Genomic DNA, 21,937 nt, shown 5'->3' with positions numbered 1-21,937 from the left:
TCGTTGCCATGTTCTCCTCCATCCGCGCCCGCATTCTCGCCGCGTGCGTCGCCATCGTCGTATTCGCGCTCGTCGCCACCACGCTCATCAACTACTTCATCGCGCGCTCGTACAACGACGACGCGATCGACCGCAACCTGACCTCCGTCGCGAGCGGACACGTGGTCGGGATCGCCGACTGGGTCGCCACCCGGAGCCGGATGATCGCGTCGCTGCAGGATGCCGCGCTGACGCCCGATCCGCTGCCGGTGTTCAAGCAGATGGCCACGGCCGGCGGCTTCACGAACGTCTACGCGGGCTACGCAGACAAGGCGTTCCACTTCTCCGACCCGACCGGCATCCCGCCCGACTACGATCCGACCGGCCGCCCGTGGTACAAGCAGGCCGCGCAGGCCGGCAAGCCGGTCGTCACGCCGCCTTACGTCGATGCCGGCACGGGCAACCTCGTCGTCACGTTCGCGGTGCCGATCCTGCGTGACGGTACGCTGAAGGGCGTCGTCGCCGCCGACGTCGCGATGGACACCGTGATCGCGAACGTGAAGTCGATCCACCCGACGCCCGCGAGCTTCGGGATGTTGATCGACAGCAGCGGCCATGTGGTCGCGCACCCGGACCCGAAGCTCACGCTGAAGCCGGTCGCCGACGTGTCGCCCGAACTCGGCGCGACGAACGGCGCGACGATCGCGGCCGCGACCGCGCCGGTCGAGGTGAGCGTCGGCGGCGACGCGAAGCTGGTGCGCGCGCGCCCCGTGCCGGGCACCGACTGGTACGCGCTGGTGCTGCTCGACAAGTACGAGGCGACGGCCGGGATGCGCTCGCTGCTGACCGCTTCGCTGATCACGCTGCTCGTGATCGTCGGCGTCGCGTCGCTGATCATCGGCGCGATCACCGCGACCGCGTTCCGCCGCCTGTCGCAAGTGCGCCAGGCCATGGCCGCGATCGGCTCGGGTGCCGGCGACCTGACGCAGCGCCTGCCGGCCGACGGCCGTGACGAAGTGGCCGACATCGCACGCTCGTTCAACAGCTTCGTCGACAAGCTGAACGACGTGATGCGCGAGATCCGCGATGCGAGCGAATCGGTGCGCACGGCCGCGAACGAGATCGCGGCGGGCAACCAGGACCTGTCGTCGCGCACGGAATCGGCGGCGGCGAGCCTCGAGGAAACGGCCGCATCGATGGAAGAGATCACCGCGACCGTCGGCCAGTCGGCGGCGGCGGCCGGCCAGGCCGACGAACGCGCGGCAGCCGCGTCGCGGATCGCGTCGCACGGCGGTGTGGTCGTGTCGGACGTCGTCGCGACGATGGAGAAGATCGAGGAAGCGTCGGGCCGGATCGGCGACATCATCGGCGTGATCGACGGGATCGCGTTCCAGACCAACATCCTCGCGCTGAACGCGGCCGTCGAAGCGGCGCGCGCGGGCGAGCAGGGCCGCGGCTTCGCGGTGGTCGCCCAGGAAGTGCGCAGCCTCGCGCAGCGCAGCGCGCAGGCCGCGCGCGAAGTGAAGGTACTGGTCGAATCGACGGTCGCGAGCGTGTCGGCCGGGTCCGGGCAGGTGCGTCAGGCCGGCGATACGATGCGCGAGATCGTCTCCAACGTGTCGAACGTGACGACGATCATCTCCGAGATCACGCACGCGGCGAACGAGCAGACGCGCGGCATCCAGGAAGTGAATCGCGCCGTGACGCAGCTCGACGAAATGGTGCAGCAGAACGCGGCGCTCGTCGAACAGTCGACCGCCGCCGCGACCGCACTGCAGTCGCAGGCGAACGCGCTCGCGACCACGGTCGGGCGGTTCAAGGTCGCGTAACTCATGTTGCGCACCGCGCAACCGCGGCATGCGGTGCGCGGGCGACACGGCCGCGCCGCTCAGGAGCGGCCGTTGTCGCGCATCAGCGCGAGCCGGTTGTAGAGCGTTTTCAGGCTGATGCCGAGCGCTTTAGCGGCGCGCGGCTTGTTGCCGTCGAAGTGGCGCAGCGTCGCCGCGATGAAGCGCTGCTGCGCATGGTGCAACGTCGCGCCGAGCGGCAGCGCCATCGTGTCCTCCGACAGACGCTCGGGCGGCACCGCGGGCTTCGGCAGCGTGACGTCGATGCCTTCGTCCGACAGGATGTACGCGCGCTCGATCGTGTTGTGCAGCTCGCGGACGTTGCCGGGCCACGAATACGCGCGCAGTGCCGCGATCGCCGCGTCGGTCAGCCGCTTGTGCGCGCGGTGCCGCGCGTTGAGCGCGTCGACGAACTCCAGCGCGATCATCTCGATGTCGCTGTCGCGCTGGCGCAGCGGCGGCACGTACAGCGCGAACGCGGCGAGGCGATAGAACAGGTCCTCGCGCAACCGGCCGTCGCGCACGGCTTCGGCCGGGTTGTGGCGCGTGGCCGACACGATGCGCACGTCGAGCGGAATCGGCTCGGTGCCGCCCACCCGGACGATCGCATTCGATTCGAGCGCCCGCAGCAGCTTCACCTGCAGCGACGCGGGCATTTCCGCGATCTCGTCGAGCAGCAGCGTGCCGCCGCGCGCGGCTTCGAAGAAACCTTCCCGCTGCGCGATCGCGCCGGTAAAGCTGCCCTTCTCGTGCCCGAACAATTGCGATTCCGCGATATCGGGCGGAATCGCGCCGCAGTTCACGGGCACGAACGGGCCGTCCCGCCGGGCACTGAGATCGTGCAGCCGGCGCGCGACGATATCCTTGCCGACCCCGCTTTCGCCGGCAATCATCACGCTGGCGCGGGTCGGCGCAATTTTTTCGATGCGGCCGAGCAGCGTGCGCATCGCGGACGAGCGGCCCGACAAACGGCGGCCGTCTGCACGCTGCTTCGAACGGTTTGCGGTATCTCCCATCGGCATTAGCGGGTCGTTTTGAAAATCGGCATCACCCGTTCCGTTGATTGCAATATTTATCATCGACAGCGAAACGACCACGAAGGTGCCGCGGAATAGAAATTTCCAATGTGTGTGGCGGGGGCGGAAGAAACAGGCCATCGATTCATGGCACGAATCGCGGCACTTCCGAGGTTCAGGCGCACATCGGTGCTTTTTTACAGCGCGCCGATGAAAAAGACGGTCGCGACGCCTTGCGTCGATGCGTACCCCGATATCGGCCGGCGCCCGACCGGCCGCGGCCTTCGGAGCAGCCCGGCAGGCTGGCGCCGGCCGGCCGCCTGAAGCACGCAGCGGGCATGTCGCTTGCGGGTGCCATCAGGCTCGCCCGGCACGCTCGACGGCAGGCTGGTCGACAAGCGGCATGACGCCGTGCGACGGGAGCCGGCGCGAGGCAAGGATGCAATGAGGACCCTGACCCGTGAGCTGTTACGGCAGGGTGCATGGGTCGTGCTGGCCGTCGGGCTGGCGTCCGCGCTGCAGGCGTGGACGGTTCGCGTCGTCGGCGGGCACGCGCCATTTGCGCCGCTGCCTTTCTATGCAGGCGTTGCGGCCGTCGCATGGCTGGCGTCGTTCGGCGGCGGCCTGGTCGCGGCCGCCGCGAGTGTGGCCGTGATCTGCGCGCTCTGGTGGCGCAATGCGCCGCTCGCCACGCTGCTCGAGCAGGCCGGCGCGTTCGTCGCGATCAGCTTCGTCGAGTGTGTGCTCGTGATGGCCGTGAAGCCGCTGCTCGCGAGCGATCGTCTCCGCGAATTCCATGACGATGGCGACGCCGGTGCCCGCGAGCCGCATGGCGAGCCTTCGCCGGCCGCGCGCGTGCCCGTACCCGACGACGGCCTGCTGCGTCGGGTGGTCGATGCGTCGCCCGACGCGATCGTCGGCGTCGATACCGCACACCGGATCACGAGCTGGAACCCGGCCGCGCGACGGATCTTCGGCATCGATGCGGCGCAGGCCGCCGGGCTCGACGTCGCCGAGCTGATCGCGCCGCGCTGGTTGCGGCGGCATCCGTTGTCCGGGTCGTTCGCGACGCTACGTGCGCCGGTCGGTCCGTTCGACGTGCTCTGCGTGCGACGCGACGGCGGCCGCTTTCGTGCGACTTTCGCCGCGTCGCCGATCGTCGATGCGCGGGGCGACTGCACGGGGCTGTCGATGACGCTGCGCGACGCGCACGAACGGCGCCGCGGCGAACGGCGCAACATGCGCTCGCTGCGCGGCGCGCGCGACGCACGCGCACAGGCGGACGCGTCGAACCGGCTGAAGGACGAACTGCTGGCCACGGTGTCGCACGAACTGCGCACGCCGCTGAACGTGATCTACGGCTGGGTCGAGGTACTGCGCAACGTCGACGGCGACGGGCTCGCGCAACAGGCGGTCGACGCGATCGACCGCAGCGCGCGGTCGCTGTCGCACATGGTGGCCGACCTGCTCGACGCGTCGTCGCTCGCAACGGGCCGATTGCGCCTCGAGCGCGTGCCGGTCGATCTCGTGCGGATCGTGCGCGATGCCATGCGGGAACTCGACGCGACGGCGCAGGCGAACGGGCTCGACCTCTCGACGAAATACGAAATGGCGACCTGCGTGATTCCGGCGGATCGCGAGCGCGTGCGTCAGATCCTGTCGAACCTGCTGTCGAACGCGATCAAGTTCACGCCGTCCGGCGGCCGCGTCGTCGTGTCGCTGACCCGGGCGGGCGAGCGTGTGCGGCTGTCGGTCGCCGACACGGGGCAGGGTATTGCGCCGGAATACCTGCCGCACCTGTTCGAGACATTCAGCCGGCCCGAACGCGCGTTCGCATCGCCGAGGCGAGGCCTCGGGCTCGGCCTGTCGATCGTGCGCAACATCGCGCAACTGCACGGCGGCGAGGTCGTCGCGACGAGCGCGGGCACCGGGCGCGGGACGACCGTCACGGTCACGCTGCCGACCCGGTGGGATGTCGACGATCCTGCCGAGGACCTGCTGCACGCGGCGGGCACGCCGGATACGGTGGCGCTCGACGGCCGGCGCGTGCTCGTCGTCGACGACGACGCGACCTCGCGCGCGAGCCTCGCCGCGGCACTCGAAACGATGGGCGCGCAGGTGTCGACCGCGCAATCGGGGCACGACGCACTCGAAGTGGTGGAACAGGATGCGCCGAACGTCGTGCTGTCGGATCTCGCGATGGCCGACGGCGACGGTTTCTGGCTGCTCGACCGCATTCGTCATTTGCCGGGCGGCAGCGGACATCTGCCCGTCGTCGCGGTCACGGCGCACGCCGGCAACGCCGACCGGCACCGCGTGATGGCCGCCGGCTTCGACGCGTATCTGTGCAAGCCGGTGGACATGCCGACGCTGGCGAGCGTGATCGCCGATGTCGCGCCGGATGCCGGGCACGATCGGAACCCGCATGACCGGTAGCGGCGGGTAGCCGGGGCATCGGGCGATATCGACGTGCAGGTTCGCCATCGCGCGGCCGAACCGACGGGCAGCGTACCCGACGAACGGCAGCGCACGACGTCGACGGCGTGAGCGACGTGCTCGACAGGCGGCAGGTCCGCCGGAAGCAACGTGAGGCACCGGCAAAGCCCCGATCCGGTCGCGCGCCGCGTGCGCGCGGCCCGGTCCGGTACTTTGCCGGGCAGGAGGGATCGACATGGACACCATCATTGCCGGCCGTTTTTCGACGCTCGAGCAGGCGCAACACTGCGCGAAGCAACTGCGCGGCCACCTCGTGCATCGGGACGACGTGAAAGTCTTCTTTCTCAATCCGCCCGGGCAGCACGCGCTGTTCTGGCTCGGCGGCGACGCGTATGCGGATTCCGCCGCGCGGCCGGGCGGGAAGGGCGCGCTGGCGGGTGTGGCGATCGGGGCGATTGCCGGGCTGGCCGGAGCCGCGCTGCTCCACGTGGGCGGATTCCATTCGCCGCATGCATGGGTCGGTGTGCCGCTGGTCGGTGGTTACGTCGGCGCGTTGTGCGGCGCGCTCGGCAAGATGCGCGGCGATGCGCCGGAGGGCCGCGGCGCGCTGCAGCAGTGCGAGAACGGTGTCGTGCTCGCCGCGCATGTGACGCGACGCACGAGGGTGTTCGCCGAGCGGACGATGCTCGCCGCCGGCGCGCTGTCGGTGGAGCGAACCGAGGGGGCGTGGCGGCACGGCGCGTGGACCGATTTCTTCACGTCGTCCCGGCGCCCGGCGTGACGGGAGCCCGCGCGACCGGCGCGTGCCGTCGCGACACACGGAGGTCGGAATGAAAGCGAACCGAACCCGCCGGCCGGCGGCGACCGTGCTGGCCGCGACCGTCGGCCTGCTGGCCGCCGCGTTTCCGCCGGCCCAGGCGTCGCCCGCTTCGTCGGCGCAGGTCGGGCCGGGTGTGATCCGCCCCGGCACGACGGCCGACGAGGCCGGCATGACGCAGCGGCCGACCGGTATCGATGCCGAGTTCGTCGACAAGGCCGGCATGATCGGCAAGGTGGAGCGGCAGGCCAGCCAGTTCGCGCTCGACCGCTCGTCGAACCCGGACGTGAAGGCGTTCGCGCGCCGGATGGTCGACGATCACCGACGGATCGCCGGCGAATTGCAGCAACTCGGGGCGGCCAAGGGCCTGCCGGTGCAGTCGCGGATGCTCGTCGATCCGGCCGTCACGGCATTGAGAACCAGGGAGGGGCGCGCGTTCGACACGGCCTATGTCGCGCTGGCGGGCCCGCGCGCGCATGAAGCGGCGATCCGGCTCTACGAAGCAGAGGCACGGAACGGCCGCGATCCGCAGCTTCGCGCGTTCGCGGTCAACACGCTGCCGATGCTCAACGCGCATCTGGCAGCCGCCCGGCAACTCGAGCGGACGGTGACGGCCGCGCACTGACCGGCGTGACCGACGATCGCGTTACCGCTTGCCGCCCTCCGGGCCTTCCGGCGACGCCTCGTACGGCGGCGAGTCGAGCGCCGTTTCGCCTTCCTCGATGAGCCAGTACGGCGAACTGCCGTAGTACGCGTGCAGCGCCTCGGCCCAGTCCGGATCGGCCATTGCCGGCCAGCGATTCCTGTCGAAGCCGGGGGCTTCGCGCACCCGTTCGGTGGCCACGGGCAGCACGAAGCATTGGCGTTCGACGTCGAGCACGAGTACGTTCCACGGCACCGCGAGCAGCTTGTCGCCGATTCCCGGCCGGCCGCGTGACGAAACGACCGCATACGCGACGCGGCCGGAACGCACGTCGAGCATGATGTCGTCGACCTGGCCGATGTCGTCGCCGTCCATCGTCAGCACGCGATCGCCTTCGAGCGTGCGGGCGGCCATCACGTCGGGCCCCGGCCCGCCGCCGGCCGTGCGGCGGTCGTCGCCGACGATGCGCGTGGCGTCGCGCGACGGTCTGTCGGTTGTCATCGAACACCTCCTGGTCGAAGCGGCACCCGGGCGGGTCGCCGATATGAACGGCGCCGGTCAGCGCCGGCGCGGCAGCGACACGTCCTCGAGCGTATTGGCCAGTTCGTCGCGCTCGGGGCCGCCCGCGCGCGTCGCGATGTCGCCGAGCGACACCATGCCGACCAGCCGCCGGTGACGGTCGAGTACCGGCAATCGATGCAGCTGCACGTCGGCCATCCGCTGCTGGACGTCGCCGACACCGTCGTCCTCGACGCACCATTGCACGGGCCTCGACGCAACCGCCTGCACCGGCGTATCGAACGAATGGCCGTGCGACAGCCCGCGCACCGCAAGGTCGCGGTCGGTCACGATCGCGACGAGTTCGTCGCCGTCGCAAACGGGCAGTACGCCGATATCGAAGCGCCGCATCAGCTCGGCCGCGTGGCGAATCGTGTCGGTCGGCGCGACGCACACCACGTCGCGCGACATGATCTCGGTGACGCGATACATGAAGCCTCCTTCGTGAGCGGGACGATGTGCAAGCAGACGGCGTGCCGCGCGCGTAACACACACGCCGGGGCACACGCCGGGCCTCGACGGCCATGCGACGGAGAAATTTGCCAGCCCGCTTGTACATCTTCCACGGCGCAAGCCGCGAACGGGCCGGACAGGGTGTCAGTGGCCGATGCCCGTCATCGCGACGATCACGAGCACCACTGCGCTTTCGATTGCCGCCAGCGCCGCGACGCCGGCGGCGCCGCTGATTTCATGCCATCTGCGTTCAAGGCGTTTCATCAGATCAACTCCGGATTGCTCCGGCCCGCCGCCGCACCGCCGCGCAGCGCGAGCCGGGTGCCGCCGTCAGCCGTGATCGCGGGGCGGGGAAGGAACGTGCGGCGCGCGGCGTTCGTGCTCGCCGGACGGCCTGGCAGGGTCGATACGGGTCGCGCCGCCAACGGCGGGCGGGTCGCTGGCCGGAAACGTCTCCTCGAGTCCCTCGTCGATGCGCTCCTCCGTCTTGTCTTTCGACGGCGGGCGCGACGTGGCGAGCCAGAGCAGTCCGGCAGCCGGTGGCACGGCGTGGTGGCGGCCGGGGGCGTGAACGGTCATGGTCGAACCTCCTTGATGGCGATTGAAGGCGCAAGCGCCGTGCCCGTCATGTATCGGCGGCACGGCGCTTGCGCGCCGGGGGCGGCGGACGGGCGCGGCCACGAGGCACGCGCCGTCGGCGGGAACGAGAGGACAACGTGATGGATGCATCCAGGGAAAGGATACGTTACGACGCGAACGTATGCGGCGGCGACTTCGGTCACGTGCGCGAGCGCTTCGACACATGGAAACGCGAGTCGCAGGTCTACCGGCCCGAGCGGCGCATGTTCGACGGCAAGGACGAGGTACGCGAACTGAACCGCACCGTCTACGACGGCCCGGAGCGCGCGCAGCGGGCGCTCGTCGAACAATGCGCACCGTCCGACCCGTACGCGCTCGCGGTGCAGCTGACCGCGGAAGGACGCACGATGTGGCTGGTGATGGCGGCCTACGCCGACTGAGCGAAGCCGCCGACGTTCACGGCGCGACAGCAGGCATGCTGCTTGCGCGCTCGCCGCGCCATCGAAATGCGCACGCCGCCGCGCAGGAGCGACATGAATATGCCATCCATGCTGCACCGCCCCGAGCCGACGACTCCCGACGTCGACCCGGACCCGCCGCCGCCCGGACACGACGATCCGGTCGACCCGCCGGTGCCTGACGGGCTGCCGCAGGGCGACCCGCCGTCGAACCCGCCGCCGATGCGGATGCCGGGCGGAAGCGGTGCGCCGCGACCGGCCGCGCGAACCTTGAAAAGGAGGACCGTCATGGACATTCACGTGCAATCGCCAGACAAGCGCGCGATCGCTCAGGTGCTGGGCCGCTATTTCGAATCGCGTTCGCTGCGCTATCACATCGAGGAACTGCCGGGCGGCGTGCTGCAGATCGGCTTTCGCGCCAGCGGCCGCCCGGCTGCCGTCACCGTGTCGTTCGACGATGCCGCGTACGACACCTTTACGCACTGGGATGCGAGCCAGAAGCAGCTGGCGCTCGGCCGGCTCGCCGACGGCTTCTCGCGGATGATGTCGTCACGCAGCCCGGCCGCGCTGGCCGGCGACTATCACGTCGAACGATTCTGATTCGTCCCTGCTACGCCGCTCGATCCCCACGCAGGGCAAAGTGCCCGCGCGCAGCGGGCGCTTTGCGTCTGCGTGCGCGTCGCGTAGGATGTCCGTTAATTCAGCACACGCTACGTTCGCGCCGCAGCCTGGCAGCCGCTGCGGCCGAAGAGGCGCGATGCGCTTTCCTTCAGGTTCGTTTCGCGCAACCGACGGAGACCACCTTGGCCACAGTTGCTCGCCTGTTGCTGTCACCCGGCGCACGCCGGTTCGTTTCCGGCCTGTCGGCGTGCGCGGCGCTTGCCGCGGCCGGCGCCCGCGATGCGTCGGCCCAGACGCCTTCGCCGCTCGGCGAGTGGCAATACTCGGCGGGGGTGCCGCTCGAAAAACTGTTCGACCCGAACATTTCCACGTGGAATATCAGCGTGGGCGCCGCGATGACGCTGCAGCCGCGCTATGCGGGCTCCGACCGCTATCGCGTGATGGGCGGCCCGAACCTCGACATCCGCTATCGCGACCTGTTCTTCCTGTCGACGGGCGAGGGGCTCGGCGCGAACGTGCTGCGCGGGCCGAACTGGCGCGTGAGCCTGTCCGTCGGTTACGACCTCGGGCGCCGCTCGGCCGACGATATCCAGCACCTGAACGGCCTCGACAACATCAACGCGGCGCCGGTGATGAAACTGGCGGCCGATTACGTGATCTCGAAGGAGTTTCCGCTCGTGCTGCGCGCGGATATCCGGCGCAGCATCGGCGGCTCGAACGGCTGGGTCGGCGATTTCTCCGCGTACATGCCGCTGCCGGGCAGCAACGAGCATTTCTTCTGGTTCGCGGGGCCGACCGTGTCGTTCGCCGATTCGCGCTACATGAACAGCTGGTTCGGCGTGAACCAGGGGGCCGCCGCGCGTTCGGGGCTGCCGGCGTATTCGTCGGGGGCCGGGATCAAGTCGTACGGTGCGGGCGTGACCATGGCCTGGTTCGTGAACAAGCACTGGTTCATCACGATCGACGGCGCGATCGAACAGCTCGTCGGCCGCGCCGCGCGCAGCCCGATCACGCAGCAGTCGACCAACGGCGTGTTCGACATGTCGGTGAATTACCAGTTCTGAGCACGGCCGGGCAGCAGGGAGGCGATCGGGGCAGCGGCATTTCCCGTCACATTTGATATGATTCCGACCTGTACAAATGTACAGTGATCAATCCCCGTGACGCCTGCTTCGCCGACGCCCCCGGCGTTTTACTACCTGACCAATTTCGAACGCGCGCTGGCCTGGCTCGGCGCGCGTTACGACGACCTGTTCGATGCGCACGAGCACGCGTTCGTCCGGCAGTTCGCCGCGCTGCCGCAGGCGTCGCGCGCGCTGCTCGTCCGGATGCTGATGCGCAACGGGTCCGATTTCCGCGCGAGCAAGCTCGTGTACGACGAAATCGGCTGCGCGCTCGACGCGGCCGCGCCGCTCGTCGAACTCGGCTGGGTCGATCCGGCCCCCGCGCTGACGCTCGACGAACTGTTCGCGCTGTCGACCAAGGCCGATCTGCTGCGTATCTTCCCAGCACTCGCCGCGCATGCGGGCGAGCGCAAGCCCGAGTGGCTCGAACGGCTGCGGCCCGCGCACGACATCGCGCAACCGCTCGACGCGTGGTGCGCGCAGGCCGGCGACCGCGTGCTGCGTGTGACGGTCGGCGCGCTGTGCGACCGGCTGCGCCTGATGTTCTTCGGCAATCTCCACCAGGACTGGAGCGAATTCGTGCTCGCCGATCTCGGCGTGTTCCAGTACGAAAGCGTGCCGATCGCGCCGTCGTCGCGCGCGTTCCAGCAGCGCGGCGACGTCGACGCGTATCTCGCGCTGCAGACGTGCCGCGATGCGCTCGACGCATGGCCCGACGATCTGCCGTTCGACGACCTGGTGCGCGCGATCGACGCGGTCGGCTGCGCGCAGCCCTGGCTCGCGACGCGTCGCGCGAAGCTGCTGTTCGCACTCGGGCAGACGTGCGAGCGCCGGGCCGACTGGGCCGGCGCGCTCGACGCGTATGTGCGCAGCGCCTGGCCCGGCAGCCGCCATCGGCGCATCCGCGTGCTCGAACGCTGCGGGCGTGACGACGATGCGCTCGCGCTGGCGCTCGAGGCGCGCGGCGGTTTCGAGAGCGACGAGGAGCGCCAGCGTGTCGAGCGCATGCTGCCGCGCCTGCAGCGCCGGCTCGGCCGGCGCGTCGAACGCGCGGCCCCGGCGGCGGACGTGCCGCGCGAAACGCTCGTGCTCGCGCGCCCCGATGCGTTCGTCAGTGTCGAATTCGCGGTGCGCGACCATCTCGCGCAACCGGCTGCGCCGGTCCATTACGTCGAAAACACGCTGATCAATTCGCTGTTCGGGCTGCTGTGCTGGGAACCCGTGTTCGCCGCGGTACCCGGCGCGTTCTTCCATCCGTTCCAGCGCGGCCCGGCCGACCTGCACGCGCCCGATTTCGCCGAGCGCCGTGCGGACGCATTCGCCGCGTGCTTTGCGCAACTCGATTCGGGCGCTTATCGCGAGACGATTCGCCGGCATTTCGCGACGAAGGCGGGGCTGCAATCCCCGTTCGTGTTCTGGGGCGTGCTGAGTGACGCACTGCTCGACGAGGCGCTTGCGTGCCTGCCGCCGGAGCATCTGCGGCTGTGGTTCACGCGCCTGCTCGCGGATATCCGCAGCAACCGTTCGGGGCTGCCCGATCTCGTCCGCTTCTGGCCCGGCGAGCGCCGCTACGAACTCGTCGAGGTGAAAGGCCCCGGCGACCGCCTGCAGGACAACCAGACGCGCTGGCTCGCATACTGCGTCGCGCACGGCATTCCGGTGCGCGTGATCGATGTCGAATGGGCCGGCGCGGACGTCGTGCCCGTCGAAGCGGCGGGCCTGTCCGCATGAGCTACGTCGTCGCGGTGCGGGCGATGTGCGAGTTCACCGCGCGGCGCGGCGATCTCGACCTGCGCTTCACGCCCGCGCCCACCGCGCTCGAAGGCATCGCCGGCCACGGCGCGGTCACGTCGAACCGCGGCGCACGCTACGAAACCGAGATCGCGCTGACGGGCACGTGGGGCACGCTCACCGTGCGCGGCCGCGCGGACGGCTACGATCCGGTGGCGAACCGCCTCGAGGAAATCAAGACCTTCCGCGGCAGCCTCGACGCGATGCCCGCCAACCACCGCGCACTGCACTGGGCGCAGGCGAAGGTCTACGCGCACCTGATGTGCGACGCGCGCGGCCTCCCGGAAATCGACGTCGCGCTCGTCTATTTCGACATCGTGTCCGAGCGCGAGACGGTGCTGACGCAAACGCTGGGGGCGGCAGAGCTCGCGGCGTTCTTCGCCGAGCAGTGCGCGTGCTTCGTCGGCTGGGCCGAACGCGAGACGGCGCACCGCGCGGCGCGTGACGCGGCGCTGCGCGCGCTCGCGTTTCCGCACGGGCAGTTCCGCAGCGGTCAGCGCGAGCTGGCAGTGGCCGTCTATCGCGCGGCCCGCGACGATCGTTGCCTGATGGCGCAGGCGCCGACCGGCATCGGCAAGACGCTCGGCACCGTGTTTCCGCTGCTGAAGGCCTGCGGCGAGGGCGAGCTCGACCACGTGTACTTCCTGACCGCGAAAACGCCCGGCCGCGCGCTCGCGCTCGAAGCGGCGGCGACGCTCGGCGCCGGCACGCCCGCGCTGCCGCTGCGCGTGCTGGAACTCGTTGCGCGCGACAAGGCGTGCGAGCATCCCGACAGTGCGTGCCACGGCGAGTCGTGCCCGCTCGCGAAGGGTTTCTACGACCGGCTGCCGGCCGCGCGCGACGCGGCGATCGAGGCCGGGCTGCTCGACCGCGACACCGTGCGGGCGGCTGCGCTCGCGCACGACGTCTGCCCGTATTACCTGTCGCAGGAGCTCGCGCGCTGGTCCGACATGGTGATCGGCGACTACAACTACTACTACGACGGCAGCGCGATGCTGCACACGCTCGCGCAGCAGAACCAGTGGCGTGTCGGCGTGCTCGTCGACGAAGCGCACAACCTGCTCGATCGTGCGCGCAAGATGTACAGCGCATCGCTCGATCCGTTCGCATTCGCGGCCGCGCGCGAGGCCGCACCCGCCGCGCTGCGCAAGGCCTTCGACCGGCTCGCCCGCGCGTGGGGCACGGTCAACCGCGCGCAGGCCGAGCGTTATGCCGCGTATCCGGAGATACCGGGCCCGATCGTGTCGGCGTTGCAGAACCTCGTCGCGGCGGTCGGCGAGCACCTGGCCGACGCGCCGCGCGCGAACGGCGATGCGCTGCTGCGGTTTCATTTCGAGGCGATCCAGTTCGGCGTGCTCGCCGAAGCGTTCGACAGTGCGTCGATCTTCGACGCGACGCTGCACGGCGAACCGATGCCGCGCCAGCCGGCGCTCGACGGCGTTGCGTCGGCCGGCCGCCGGCGCCGCGTCCAGTCGACGCTGTGCGTGCGCAACGTGATTCCGGCCGGCTTTCTCGCGCCGCGCTACGAAGCCGCGTGCGCGACCGTGCTTTTCTCGGGCACGCTGAGTCCGTTTCATTTCTACCGCGACACGCTCGGGTTGCCCGGCGACACGGGCTGGCTCGACGTCGACGGGCCGTTCCGCGCCGAGCAGCTGGCGGTGCGCGTCGCGAGCCACGTGTCGACCCGCTGGCGCGACCGCGACCGGTCGCTCGAACCGATCGTGGACCTGATCGCCGCGCAATACGCGACGCGGCCCGGCAACTACCTCGGGTTCCTGAGCAGCTTCGACTATCTGGGGCGCGTGGTCGCGCTGATGCAGGCACGGCACCCGGACGTGCCCGTCTGGGCGCAGGCGCCCGGCATGACGGAAGGCGAGCGCGACGCGTTTCTCGCGCGCTTCGACGCGGGCGGGCGCGGCGTCGGCTTCGCGGTGCTGGGCGGAGCGTTCTCGGAAGGCGTGGACCTGGTCGGCGAGCGGCTGATCGGTGCGTTCATCGCGACGCTCGGGCTGCCGCAGGTCAACGATGTCAACGAGCAGATGCGGCGTGCGATGGACGCACGCTTCGGCAACGGCTACGACTACATGTACCTGTATCCGGGCTTGCAGAAGGTCGTACAGGCGGCCGGGCGTGTGATCCGCACCGAGCACGACGAAGGCGTCGTGCATCTGATCGACGACCGTTACCGGCGGCGGGAGGTGCGCGATCTGCTGCCGCGGTGGTGGCGAATCAAGTGACGAGGCGCGACGTTGCGCGCTCCGGCACGTCGCTACAGCACGTTGAGCATCGCGAGCGCGGCTTCCTGCAGATGCGGCAGCACGCGCCGCACGGCCGCGTCGGTCGTCTCCGCACCGATCGGCATGTTCGTGCTCAGCGCGGCGACCACTTCGCCGTGACGGTTCTTCAGCGGCACCGCGATCCCGCGCACGCCGACCTGCAATTGCTGTTCGATCGCCGCGAAACCGGCGTCGCGTGCCTGGTCGATCTGTTCGAGCAGGCGCGCCTTGTTGGTGACCGTGTGCGGCGTGAACGGCGGCAGTTCGGTGTCGTCGAGCCACGCGCGCACGGCTTCGCGATCGGGATGGTGGGCGAGCAGCACGACGCCCGGCGACGTGAGCGGCGCCGGCACGCGCGCGCCGAGCACGAAGCCGGTCGTCATCACGCGCGACACGCCGTTGCGCGCGATGAACACGAGCTCCCAGCCGTCGAGCACGCTCACATACGCCGATTCGTTCAGCGACGCGCTCAGTTGCTGCAGATAGGGCTGGACCGTGCGCGGCAGGCGCGCCGAATCGAAGTACGACCAGCCGACCCGCAGCACGCGCGGCGTGAGGCCGTACAGCTTGCCGTCGGTGTACACATAGCCGAGCGATTCGAGCGTCAGCAGGTAGCGCCGCGCGGCCGTGCGCGTGAGGCCGGTGCGCGCGGCGGCCTGGGTGGGTGTCATGCGCGCGTGCTGGCTGTCGAATGCCTCGAGGATCGCCAGGCCTTTTTCGAGGCCGGCAATCCAGTCGCGTCGGTCGAGTTCGGGCTTTTTCATCGTCGGAAGGTGGCGTCCCGGTGCGCGGCAATCGCGCATGAGTGGGCGATTATCGCGCAAATCGGATCTGCCGCGATGTATCGCCGGGCTTGCATGAGCCGGCGCTGGGTGCGTGCTCCGAGCCCGGAACATGCCCGTCGTTTAGAATCGGCGCCTCAACTGGACCACAACAATGAAAATTCGCGAATCCGTGTTGGCCGTGCTCGTCGCGGCCGTGCCGCTGCTTGCCGCGGCGAATCCTTCGTCCGGTACGTCGCTCCCGAAGCCGGCCGTCGACGTGCGTGCCTGGCCGCGCATGACGTCGCCGAAGTTCGGCTGCTACGTCGAATCGACCTTCGGCTACCGTGACAAGCGCTTCAATTGCGCATTGAAGAAGTACCGGAATACCGGCGATGCGTGCGGGAACACGAAGGCCTACTACGAAGGCCCGGTGTTCCCCGACCGGCTCGCGGCCAGCGTGCATCCGCTCGCGACGAAGGTCGAACTGGACTGGGAGCACGGCGACCTGCAGATGGTCACCGTCACGCTCAAGGGAACCTGGAACGAAGCGGACGTGCGCAAGGCGTTCGGGCTGCCGCGCGCGGAAGCGCGCAAGCTGACCGACGCGGAGTTGCGCTCGGCGCCGGGCAACCTGATGGACACGAGTGTCCAGTATCCGTCGTCCCCGCTCGACGAAAGCCTGGCGAAACGCCCGAGCAACCCGGCGCGCGGGACGACCGCCGTGATGCTCTACGGGTTCGACCACATGGGCGCCGGCGATGCCGATTGCGGGGGCGGCGAGTAACGAGGGGAGGGACGGGAGAAGGCGGCTGACACAGCCGCCGACCGGGTGCGGTTGGCGGTACGGCGCTCGTGTGGCGTGCGCCGTACCTTCAGGGTCTTACTCGCTGCTCGTCCATTCGACGTTCGCGCCGACCGAGCGCAGGTTCTCGACGAAATGCGGATGCGCGCGGCGGATCGGCAGCGCGTTCATGATTTCCGAGCGGCCTTCGATGCTCGCGGCCACCATCAGCAGCGCGATCGCGACGCGGATGATGTACGGGCTCTCGACGCGGGCCGGCGTCAGTTGCAGCCCGCCGAACGTGATCAGCCGGTGCGGATCGGACAGCAGCACGTGCGCGCCGAACTTCGACAGTTCGCCGGACCAGCCGAGTGCACCGTCGTAGACCTTGTTCCAGAACATCGCGCTGCCTTCCGCGCGCACGCCGAGCGCGATGAAGATCGGCAGCAGGTCGACCGGCAGGTACGGCCACGGCGCGGCTTCGACCTTGGTGAGGATGTTCTGCGTGAACGGCCGGCGCACGCGCAGCGGGCCGTCGCGTTCCGCGCGCGACCAGCCGTCGCGGTGCGTGACGTTGACGCCGAACTTCGCGAACGTGCGGTCGATCAGCGGGAAGTGTTCGGGCGACGAGTTGCGTACCGTGATGTCGCCGCCCGTGATCGCGCCGAGCGCGAGGAACGTCGCGATTTCGTGGAAATCCTCGGCGAAGCGGAACTCGCCGCCGCCGAGCTTGCGGCCGCCCGTCACGCAGAGCCGCGACGTGCCGATCCCCTCGATCGCGACGCCGATCATCGCGAGGAACTGGCAGAACTCCTGCACGTGCGGCTCGGACGCGGCATTCATCAGCGTCGACGTGCCGTTCGCGGTCGTCGCGCACAGCGCGAAGTTTTCGGTGGTCGTCACCGACGCGTAGTCGAGCCAGTGATCGTTGGCCGTCAGCGGGCCGTCGGTGCGGACGATCAGCGAATCGGGCGTGCGCTCGATGTGCGCGCCGAAGCGCTCGAACACCTCGACGTGCGGATCGATCTCGCGCACGCCGAGCGTGCAGCCCTTCACGTCGTTCTCGAGGCGCGCGACGCCGAAGCGCGCGAGCAGCGGCGGGATCAGCATGATCGACGAGCGCATCGCTTCCGGCAGCCGATGGACGGCCGGATCGAATTTCGTGTCGCGATGGTGGAGTTCGAGCAGGCCCGTCGTGAAGTCGACCGACACGTCGCTGCCGAGCGTGCGGAAGATGTCGAGGATCTTGCGCACGTCGGTGATGTCCGGCACGCCGATGAGGCGCAACGGCTGGTCGGTCAACAGGGTGGCGCACAGGATCGGCAGGACGGCGTTCTTGTTCGCGGACGGCTTGATGTCCCCGCGCAGCGGAGTGCCGCCGTGGACGATGAGATTCGACATGGTATGGGGGCGTATCGGTGACTGACGTAGGCCCATATGATGCCATTGGTCGGCGGGCGGCGTGGAATGTTCAGAGGGGAAAAGGGCGAATCGGCGCGTATAACTGACAGTGTTTGACGTCGCGCGCGACGCAGCGAGGCCGTTGCCGGCCGCCATCGAGCGATGCGTGATGGCCGGCCACGGTTGGGGCCGGCCATCGGGTCGTTATTGCGCCGCCCGCATCCGCGCGGCGACAATCAGCGAGATCAGGCAGCCCACCGCGAGATAACCGGCGACGAGGTGCCACGAGCCGCCTGCCACGCTGACGAGGCCGACCGCGATGAACGGCGTGAACCCGCCGCCGACCACGCTCGCGAACTGGTAGCCGACGCCCGCGCCGCTATAGCGGTATTCGGCGCCGAACAGCTCGGTGAACAGCGGCTGCTGGACACTCACGACCATGTCGTGCGCGGCGTTCGCGAGCAGGATCGAGAAGATCACGATCCACGCGATCGACCGCGCCTCCAGCGCGAGGAAGAACGGCACCGCGGACGCGACGCCGATCAGCGCGCCGATCAGGTAGATGCGGCGCAGGCCGTAGCGGTCGGCCAGCCACGCGAAACACGGGATCGTCACGCAGCTCACCGCCCCCACCAGCAGGCCGATGTTCAGGAACAGGTCGCGCGACATGCCGAGGTTCGTCGTCGAATAGCTGAGCGCGAACGCGGTGACGATGTACATCGTGAACAGCTCGGCGAGCCGCAGCGCAATGATCAGCAGGAACGCCTTCGGATGGCGCGTCAGTGCCTCCAGCACCGGCAGGCGCAGCTTGCGGTTGCCGTGTTCGACCTTCTCGACGAACTCCTGCGATTCGTCCATGTTCTTGCGCACCCACAGCCCGATCAGCACGAGCACGATGCTGAACACGAACGGCAGGCGCCAGCCCCACGACTTGAACGCGGCCTCGCCGAGCGTGTGGCTCAGGATCGACACGATGCCCGTGGCCAGCACGAGGCCGACGCCGTAACCGACCTGCACGCCGCTGCTGTAGAACGCCTTCTTTTGCTTCGGCGCGCTTTCGACGGCCATCAGCGCCGCGCCGCCCCATTCGCCGCCGACCGCGAAACCCTGGATCGCGCGCATCAGCACCAGCAGCACGGGTGCCCACCAGCCGATCGTCGAGAATGCCGGCAGCAGGCCGATCGCGACCGTCGACAGCCCCATCAGCATCACCGTCAGGACCAGCATCCGCTTGCGGCCGAGCCGGTCGCCGTAGTGGCCGAACACGACGCCGCCGAGCGGCCGGAACAGGAAACCGACACCGAAGGTCGCGAACGCCGCGAGCGTGCCCATCGTCGGGCTGACTTTCGGGAAGAACTCGGAATTGAATACCAGCGCGGCGACGATCCCGTACAGCAGGAAGTCGTACCAGTCGACAACAGCGCCGACGAAGCTGCCGATCGCGGCCTTGCGGGCCTGGCTGCGTACGCGGGCGCTGGCGGCGGCGTCGAGGGTGTCGAAGGTTGGGGTCATGGCGGTGTCTCCTGGCACGGCGCATCGTGGAATCGTGGCGGCGCCGCGTCCGATGCTGCATTGAAGTCGATGAGTGAACGGAGAATAGGGCGCGCGCCGTACGGCGGCAATCGGCCAATCGAACAGAGTGCGCGATTATCGTACAAGTTCGTGCGATTATCGAACGATTTTCGGGTTTGCACTAGGCGGCGCGACGATATCCCGTTTGGCCAGGGTGTGCCGCCGTGAACGATCTGGTTAAAATCTGCAGCATTGAGAACTTGCCCGTTCGGGGCGGATGCGGTCGCCACGCTGGCCGCGTTTGCCGCCAGCGACGGGCGCCATCCCCATCGAACGCATGCCCCCGGAGACTGGAATGCCCGGCAATTCCCACCCCCTGTCCAGCGATACGCCGCCCGTTGCCGATCCGGCCGCCAATCCGCTCGGGATGGCCGGCCTCGAATTCGTCGAATTCGCGGCGCCGGTGCCCGAGGCGCTCGCGCAGCGCTTCGAGCAGCTCGGGTTCAAGGCGATCGCGCGGCATGTCAGCAAGAACGTCACGCTCTACCGGCAAGGTCAGATGCATTTCCTGATCAACGCCGAGCCCGATTCGTTCGCCGCGCGCTACGCGGAGGAATATGGGATGGGTGTCTGCGCGATCGGGCTGCGCGTGGCCAGCGCCCGGCGCGCGTTCGAGCGGGCGATCGAGCTCGGTGCGTGGGCGTTCGAAGGCGAGAAGGTCGGCGTCGGCGAGCTGAAGATCCCCGCGATCCAGGGCATCGGCGATTCGCACCTCTATTTCGTCGACCGCTGGCGCGGGCGCGACGGCCAGCGGGGCGGCGTCGGCGACATCTCGATCTTCGACATCGATTTCCGGCCGATCGACATCGCGACCGCGCATACCGATCTCGACTGCGTGGGCGTCGGGCTGCAGCAGGTCGATCATTTCACGCAGACCGTCGGCGCGGGGCGCATGCGGGAGTGGCTGGATTTCTACCACGACCTGCTGCATTTTCGCGAGATCCACGAAATCGACGCGCACTGGCACGTGTCGGAGGAATCGCGTGTGATGGTGTCGCCGTGCGGCGCGGTGCGGATTCCGGTCTACGAGGAAGGCACGCGGCGCACCGAGCTGATGCACGCGTATCTGCCCGACCATCCGGGCGAGGGCGTGCAGCACGTCGCGCTGGCTACCGACGACATCCTGTCCTGCGTCGATGCGCTGCGGGCGAACGGCGTCGAATTCATCGAGCCGCCGGCCCGCTATTACGATGACGTCGACGCGCGGCTGCCCGGGCATGGTGTCGATCTCGACGCGCTGCGCCGTCGCGCGGTGCTGGTCGACGGCGAGATCGGCGGCGACGGCGTGCCGAGGCTGTTCTTCCAGACTTTCGTCAAGCGCCGGCCGGGCGAGATCTTCTTCGAAATCGTGCAGCGCAAGGGACACCACGGGTTCGGCGAAGGCAATCTCGCGGCGCTCGCCCGCGCGCGCGACGCCGGCTGAGCGACGCCGGCGCCCGCATCGGGCGTCCCGCGCCCCGCGTCGCACCTCACGCGCCGGCGGCCGGCACCCGGTTCGGCGCGGGGTCGTTCGGCTCGTGCAGGACGCACGCGGTGCCGCCCGGCGTGTACATCGACACGACACAACGGTTGCACGACGTGCAGCCCGACTGCGCGAGCCGGCCGTCGCGCAGCCCGTTGACAAAATCCGGCTCGAACACGAGCGCGCGGGCGAGCGCGACCGCATCGAACCCTTCGCGCATCGCCAGCTCGACGTTCCCGCGCGAACGTACGCCGCCGAGGTAAGCGAGCGGCATCCGGACGGACGCGCGCACCTTCCTCGAGTGCTCGAGGAAATACATCTCGCGAAACGCGCCCATCTTCGGCTCGGTGAGTTTCTGCAGCGCCATCGCCGCGCGCACGATCGCGTTGTCGGCGTTCGCGCGCGCGTCGCCGGGCAACGGGCTGCCGAACAGCCGCCACACCGATTCGACGTTCATCCCGCCGCTGAGCACGAGCAGGTGCGCGCCTTCGGCTTCGAGCCGCCGCGCGATCCCGCATGCGTCGTCGGCGGTTCCGCCGCCGCGCACGCCTTCGGTCACGCCGATCTTGCAGACGACGGCGAGATCGCGGCCCACCGCGTCGAGCACGCGGCGCAGCACCTCGGCCGGGAAAGCGGCGCGCCGTGCCGCGTCGCCGCCGTACGCATCGCGGCGGCGGTTGTACAGCGGCGACAGGAACTGGCTGAGCAGATAGCCGTGCCCCATGTGGATCTCGACCGCATCGAAGCCGGCGTCGCGCGCATGGCGTGCGGCCTGCGCGAATTCGTCGGCGACCGCGGACATCTGGTCGCGCGTCATCGCCTGCTTCAAAAAGCGGCCGCTCATCACGCCGACCTTGTTGAAACCGCCCGATGCGCTCAACGGCCGTCGGGTCGACAGCGACGGCAGGAACGTGAAGCAGCCGCCGTGCGTGATCTGCGCGGAGGCGGCGGCGCCGTGGCGATGGACGGCGTCGGTCAGCGCGCGGAACTGGCGGGCCGTCGGCACGTCGAGCCGTGCCTGGTCGACGAACGTGCGTCCGTCGTCGCTGATCGCGCAGTACGCGACGGTCGTCAGCGCGGCGCCGCCTTCGGCGATGCGTTCGTGAAAACGGACGAGCGCGCGCGACGGCACGCCGTTCGGCGTCATGCCCTCGTTGGTGGCTGACTTGATCAGGCGGTTGCGCAGCGTCAGCGGGCCGATCTGCAGCGGGCTGAACGCGGTCGTGAGGTCGGCGGATTCCATGAGGGGCGGGGGGCGGGATTGGGCACGGCGACCATTGTGCGGCGGTGGCGCAGGCGCGCATCGTCCGGGTGGACGAGCCCGGCACACAACCCGTTCCGGGCGGGCGCCCGGTTCAG

Annotated in this window: 19 protein-coding genes; 11 read left to right on the top strand and 8 right to left on the bottom strand. The window is 69.4% G+C overall.

Annotated features, from left to right (window positions below; genetic code table 11):
• Positions 1-8: 8 nt before the first annotated feature.
• Complete coding sequence (locus APZ15_RS31895; protein WP_027791571.1) at positions 9-1,808, top strand: methyl-accepting chemotaxis protein; 1,800 nt, start codon at positions 9-11, stop codon at positions 1,806-1,808.
• A 59-nt stretch (positions 1,809-1,867) separates the two neighbouring features.
• On the opposite strand, the gene APZ15_RS31890 is transcribed toward APZ15_RS31895, so the two are convergent.
• Positions 1,868-2,905, bottom strand: coding sequence for a sigma-54 interaction domain-containing protein (locus APZ15_RS31890; RefSeq protein WP_027791572.1), 1,038 nt, complete (start codon positions 2,903-2,905; stop codon positions 1,868-1,870).
• A gap of 381 nt (positions 2,906-3,286) precedes the next feature.
• On the opposite strand from APZ15_RS31890, the gene APZ15_RS31885 reads away from it, so the two are divergent.
• The 3 genes from APZ15_RS31885 (at position 3,287) to APZ15_RS31875 (ending at position 6,720) form a co-directional block, all read left to right on the top strand.
• Positions 3,287-5,278 (top strand): PAS domain-containing hybrid sensor histidine kinase/response regulator, encoded by a 1,992-nt coding sequence (locus APZ15_RS31885; RefSeq protein WP_027791573.1) that lies wholly within the window; start codon positions 3,287-3,289, stop codon positions 5,276-5,278.
• 235 nt (positions 5,279-5,513) lie between these two features.
• On the top strand, positions 5,514-6,059 hold the full coding sequence (locus APZ15_RS31880) for a hypothetical protein (protein WP_027791574.1): 546 nt from the start codon (positions 5,514-5,516) through the stop codon (positions 6,057-6,059).
• Positions 6,060-6,108: 49 nt separating this feature from the next.
• A complete protein-coding gene (locus tag APZ15_RS31875; protein WP_027791575.1) occupies positions 6,109-6,720 on the top strand; it encodes a DUF4142 domain-containing protein in 612 nt (203 codons plus the stop codon).
• 21 nt (positions 6,721-6,741) lie between these two features.
• Here APZ15_RS31875 and APZ15_RS31870 read toward each other — a convergent pair whose 3' ends face one another.
• The 3 genes from APZ15_RS31870 to APZ15_RS40170 all read right to left on the bottom strand — a co-directional run bounded on the left by APZ15_RS31870 (position 6,742) and on the right by APZ15_RS40170 (position 8,328).
• On the bottom strand, positions 6,742-7,239 hold the full coding sequence (locus APZ15_RS31870) for a PRC-barrel domain-containing protein (protein WP_027791576.1): 498 nt from the start codon (positions 7,237-7,239) through the stop codon (positions 6,742-6,744).
• A 57-nt stretch (positions 7,240-7,296) separates the two neighbouring features.
• Positions 7,297-7,728, bottom strand: a complete 432-nt coding sequence (locus tag APZ15_RS31865) for a CBS domain-containing protein (protein WP_027791577.1) — start codon at positions 7,726-7,728, stop codon at positions 7,297-7,299.
• A gap of 351 nt (positions 7,729-8,079) precedes the next feature.
• Complete coding sequence (locus APZ15_RS40170; protein WP_021162008.1) at positions 8,080-8,328, bottom strand: hypothetical protein; 249 nt, start codon at positions 8,326-8,328, stop codon at positions 8,080-8,082.
• A gap of 140 nt (positions 8,329-8,468) precedes the next feature.
• On the opposite strand from APZ15_RS40170, the gene APZ15_RS31860 reads away from it, so the two are divergent.
• From APZ15_RS31860 to APZ15_RS31840, 5 genes are all read left to right on the top strand, one after another.
• Complete coding sequence (locus APZ15_RS31860; RefSeq protein ID WP_027791578.1) at positions 8,469-8,768, top strand: hypothetical protein; 300 nt, start codon at positions 8,469-8,471, stop codon at positions 8,766-8,768.
• A gap of 306 nt (positions 8,769-9,074) precedes the next feature.
• Entirely contained in the window at positions 9,075-9,386 is a 312-nt protein-coding gene (locus tag APZ15_RS31855) for an ATP-binding protein (RefSeq protein ID WP_027791579.1), read from the top strand.
• Positions 9,387-9,589: 203 nt separating this feature from the next.
• A complete protein-coding gene (locus tag APZ15_RS31850) occupies positions 9,590-10,471 on the top strand; it encodes a MipA/OmpV family protein (RefSeq protein WP_027791580.1) in 882 nt (293 codons plus the stop codon).
• 96 nt (positions 10,472-10,567) lie between these two features.
• A complete protein-coding gene (locus APZ15_RS31845) occupies positions 10,568-12,262 on the top strand; it encodes a VRR-NUC domain-containing protein (protein WP_027791581.1) in 1,695 nt (564 codons plus the stop codon).
• A complete protein-coding gene (locus APZ15_RS31840; protein WP_027791582.1) occupies positions 12,259-14,559 on the top strand; it encodes an ATP-dependent DNA helicase in 2,301 nt (766 codons plus the stop codon). The genes APZ15_RS31845 and APZ15_RS31840 overlap by 4 nt, the downstream gene beginning before the upstream one ends.
• A gap of 32 nt (positions 14,560-14,591) precedes the next feature.
• On the opposite strand, the gene APZ15_RS31835 is transcribed toward APZ15_RS31840, so the two are convergent.
• On the bottom strand, positions 14,592-15,362 hold the full coding sequence (locus APZ15_RS31835; protein ID WP_027791583.1) for an IclR family transcriptional regulator domain-containing protein: 771 nt from the start codon (positions 15,360-15,362) through the stop codon (positions 14,592-14,594).
• Between the two features lie 172 nt (positions 15,363-15,534).
• Between APZ15_RS31835 and APZ15_RS31830 the strand changes: the two genes are divergently transcribed.
• Positions 15,535-16,146 (top strand): hypothetical protein, encoded by a 612-nt coding sequence (locus APZ15_RS31830; RefSeq protein WP_027791584.1) that lies wholly within the window; start codon positions 15,535-15,537, stop codon positions 16,144-16,146.
• A gap of 96 nt (positions 16,147-16,242) precedes the next feature.
• Here APZ15_RS31830 and APZ15_RS31825 read toward each other — a convergent pair whose 3' ends face one another.
• Both APZ15_RS31825 and shiA read right to left on the bottom strand, forming a co-directional pair.
• Positions 16,243-17,544 (bottom strand): UDP-N-acetylglucosamine 1-carboxyvinyltransferase, encoded by a 1,302-nt coding sequence (locus APZ15_RS31825; protein WP_027791585.1) that lies wholly within the window; start codon positions 17,542-17,544, stop codon positions 16,243-16,245.
• Positions 17,545-17,748: 204 nt separating this feature from the next.
• A complete protein-coding gene (shiA, locus tag APZ15_RS31820) occupies positions 17,749-19,056 on the bottom strand; it encodes a shikimate transporter (protein WP_027791586.1) in 1,308 nt (435 codons plus the stop codon).
• A 355-nt stretch (positions 19,057-19,411) separates the two neighbouring features.
• On the opposite strand from shiA, the gene APZ15_RS31815 reads away from it, so the two are divergent.
• Entirely contained in the window at positions 19,412-20,539 is a 1,128-nt protein-coding gene (locus APZ15_RS31815; RefSeq protein ID WP_021162738.1) for a 4-hydroxyphenylpyruvate dioxygenase family protein, read from the top strand.
• Positions 20,540-20,585: 46 nt separating this feature from the next.
• Here the strand turns inward: APZ15_RS31815 and APZ15_RS31810 are convergent, their stop codons facing one another.
• Positions 20,586-21,821, bottom strand: coding sequence for an NADH:flavin oxidoreductase (locus APZ15_RS31810; protein ID WP_027791587.1), 1,236 nt, complete (start codon positions 21,819-21,821; stop codon positions 20,586-20,588).
• Positions 21,822-21,937: the final 116 nt, after the last annotated feature.

The organism is Burkholderia cepacia ATCC 25416 (assembly GCF_001411495.1).
GTDB classification, from domain to species: Bacteria; Pseudomonadota; Gammaproteobacteria; order Burkholderiales; family Burkholderiaceae; genus Burkholderia; species Burkholderia cepacia.
This window is presented reverse-complemented; position numbering and strand designations above follow the sequence as displayed.

Bases quoted from the DNA above. Each gene is read 5' to 3' on its own strand.
- APZ15_RS31895 (WP_027791571.1), top strand. From the start codon at position 9: ATGTTCTCCTCCATCCGCGCCCGCATTCTCGCCGCGTGCGTCGCCATC.
- APZ15_RS31890 (WP_027791572.1), bottom strand. From the start codon at position 2,905: ATGATAAATATTGCAATCAACGGAACGGGTGATGCCGATTTTCAAAAC.
- APZ15_RS31885 (WP_027791573.1), top strand. From the start codon at position 3,287: ATGAGGACCCTGACCCGTGAGCTGTTACGGCAGGGTGCATGGGTCGTG.
- APZ15_RS31880 (WP_027791574.1), top strand. From the start codon at position 5,514: ATGGACACCATCATTGCCGGCCGTTTTTCGACGCTCGAGCAGGCGCAA.
- APZ15_RS31875 (WP_027791575.1), top strand. From the start codon at position 6,109: ATGAAAGCGAACCGAACCCGCCGGCCGGCGGCGACCGTGCTGGCCGCG.
- APZ15_RS31870 (WP_027791576.1), bottom strand. From the start codon at position 7,239: ATGACAACCGACAGACCGTCGCGCGACGCCACGCGCATCGTCGGCGAC.
- APZ15_RS31865 (WP_027791577.1), bottom strand. From the start codon at position 7,728: ATGTATCGCGTCACCGAGATCATGTCGCGCGACGTGGTGTGCGTCGCG.
- APZ15_RS40170 (WP_021162008.1), bottom strand. From the start codon at position 8,328: ATGACCGTTCACGCCCCCGGCCGCCACCACGCCGTGCCACCGGCTGCC.
- APZ15_RS31860 (WP_027791578.1), top strand. From the start codon at position 8,469: ATGGATGCATCCAGGGAAAGGATACGTTACGACGCGAACGTATGCGGC.
- APZ15_RS31855 (WP_027791579.1), top strand. From the start codon at position 9,075: ATGGACATTCACGTGCAATCGCCAGACAAGCGCGCGATCGCTCAGGTG.
- APZ15_RS31840 (WP_027791582.1), top strand. From the start codon at position 12,259: ATGAGCTACGTCGTCGCGGTGCGGGCGATGTGCGAGTTCACCGCGCGG.
- APZ15_RS31835 (WP_027791583.1), bottom strand. From the start codon at position 15,362: ATGAAAAAGCCCGAACTCGACCGACGCGACTGGATTGCCGGCCTCGAA.
- APZ15_RS31830 (WP_027791584.1), top strand. From the start codon at position 15,535: ATGAAAATTCGCGAATCCGTGTTGGCCGTGCTCGTCGCGGCCGTGCCG.
- APZ15_RS31825 (WP_027791585.1), bottom strand. From the start codon at position 17,544: ATGTCGAATCTCATCGTCCACGGCGGCACTCCGCTGCGCGGGGACATC.
- shiA (WP_027791586.1), bottom strand. From the start codon at position 19,056: ATGACCCCAACCTTCGACACCCTCGACGCCGCCGCCAGCGCCCGCGTA.
- APZ15_RS31815 (WP_021162738.1), top strand. From the start codon at position 19,412: ATGCCCGGCAATTCCCACCCCCTGTCCAGCGATACGCCGCCCGTTGCC.
- APZ15_RS31810 (WP_027791587.1), bottom strand. From the start codon at position 21,821: ATGGAATCCGCCGACCTCACGACCGCGTTCAGCCCGCTGCAGATCGGC.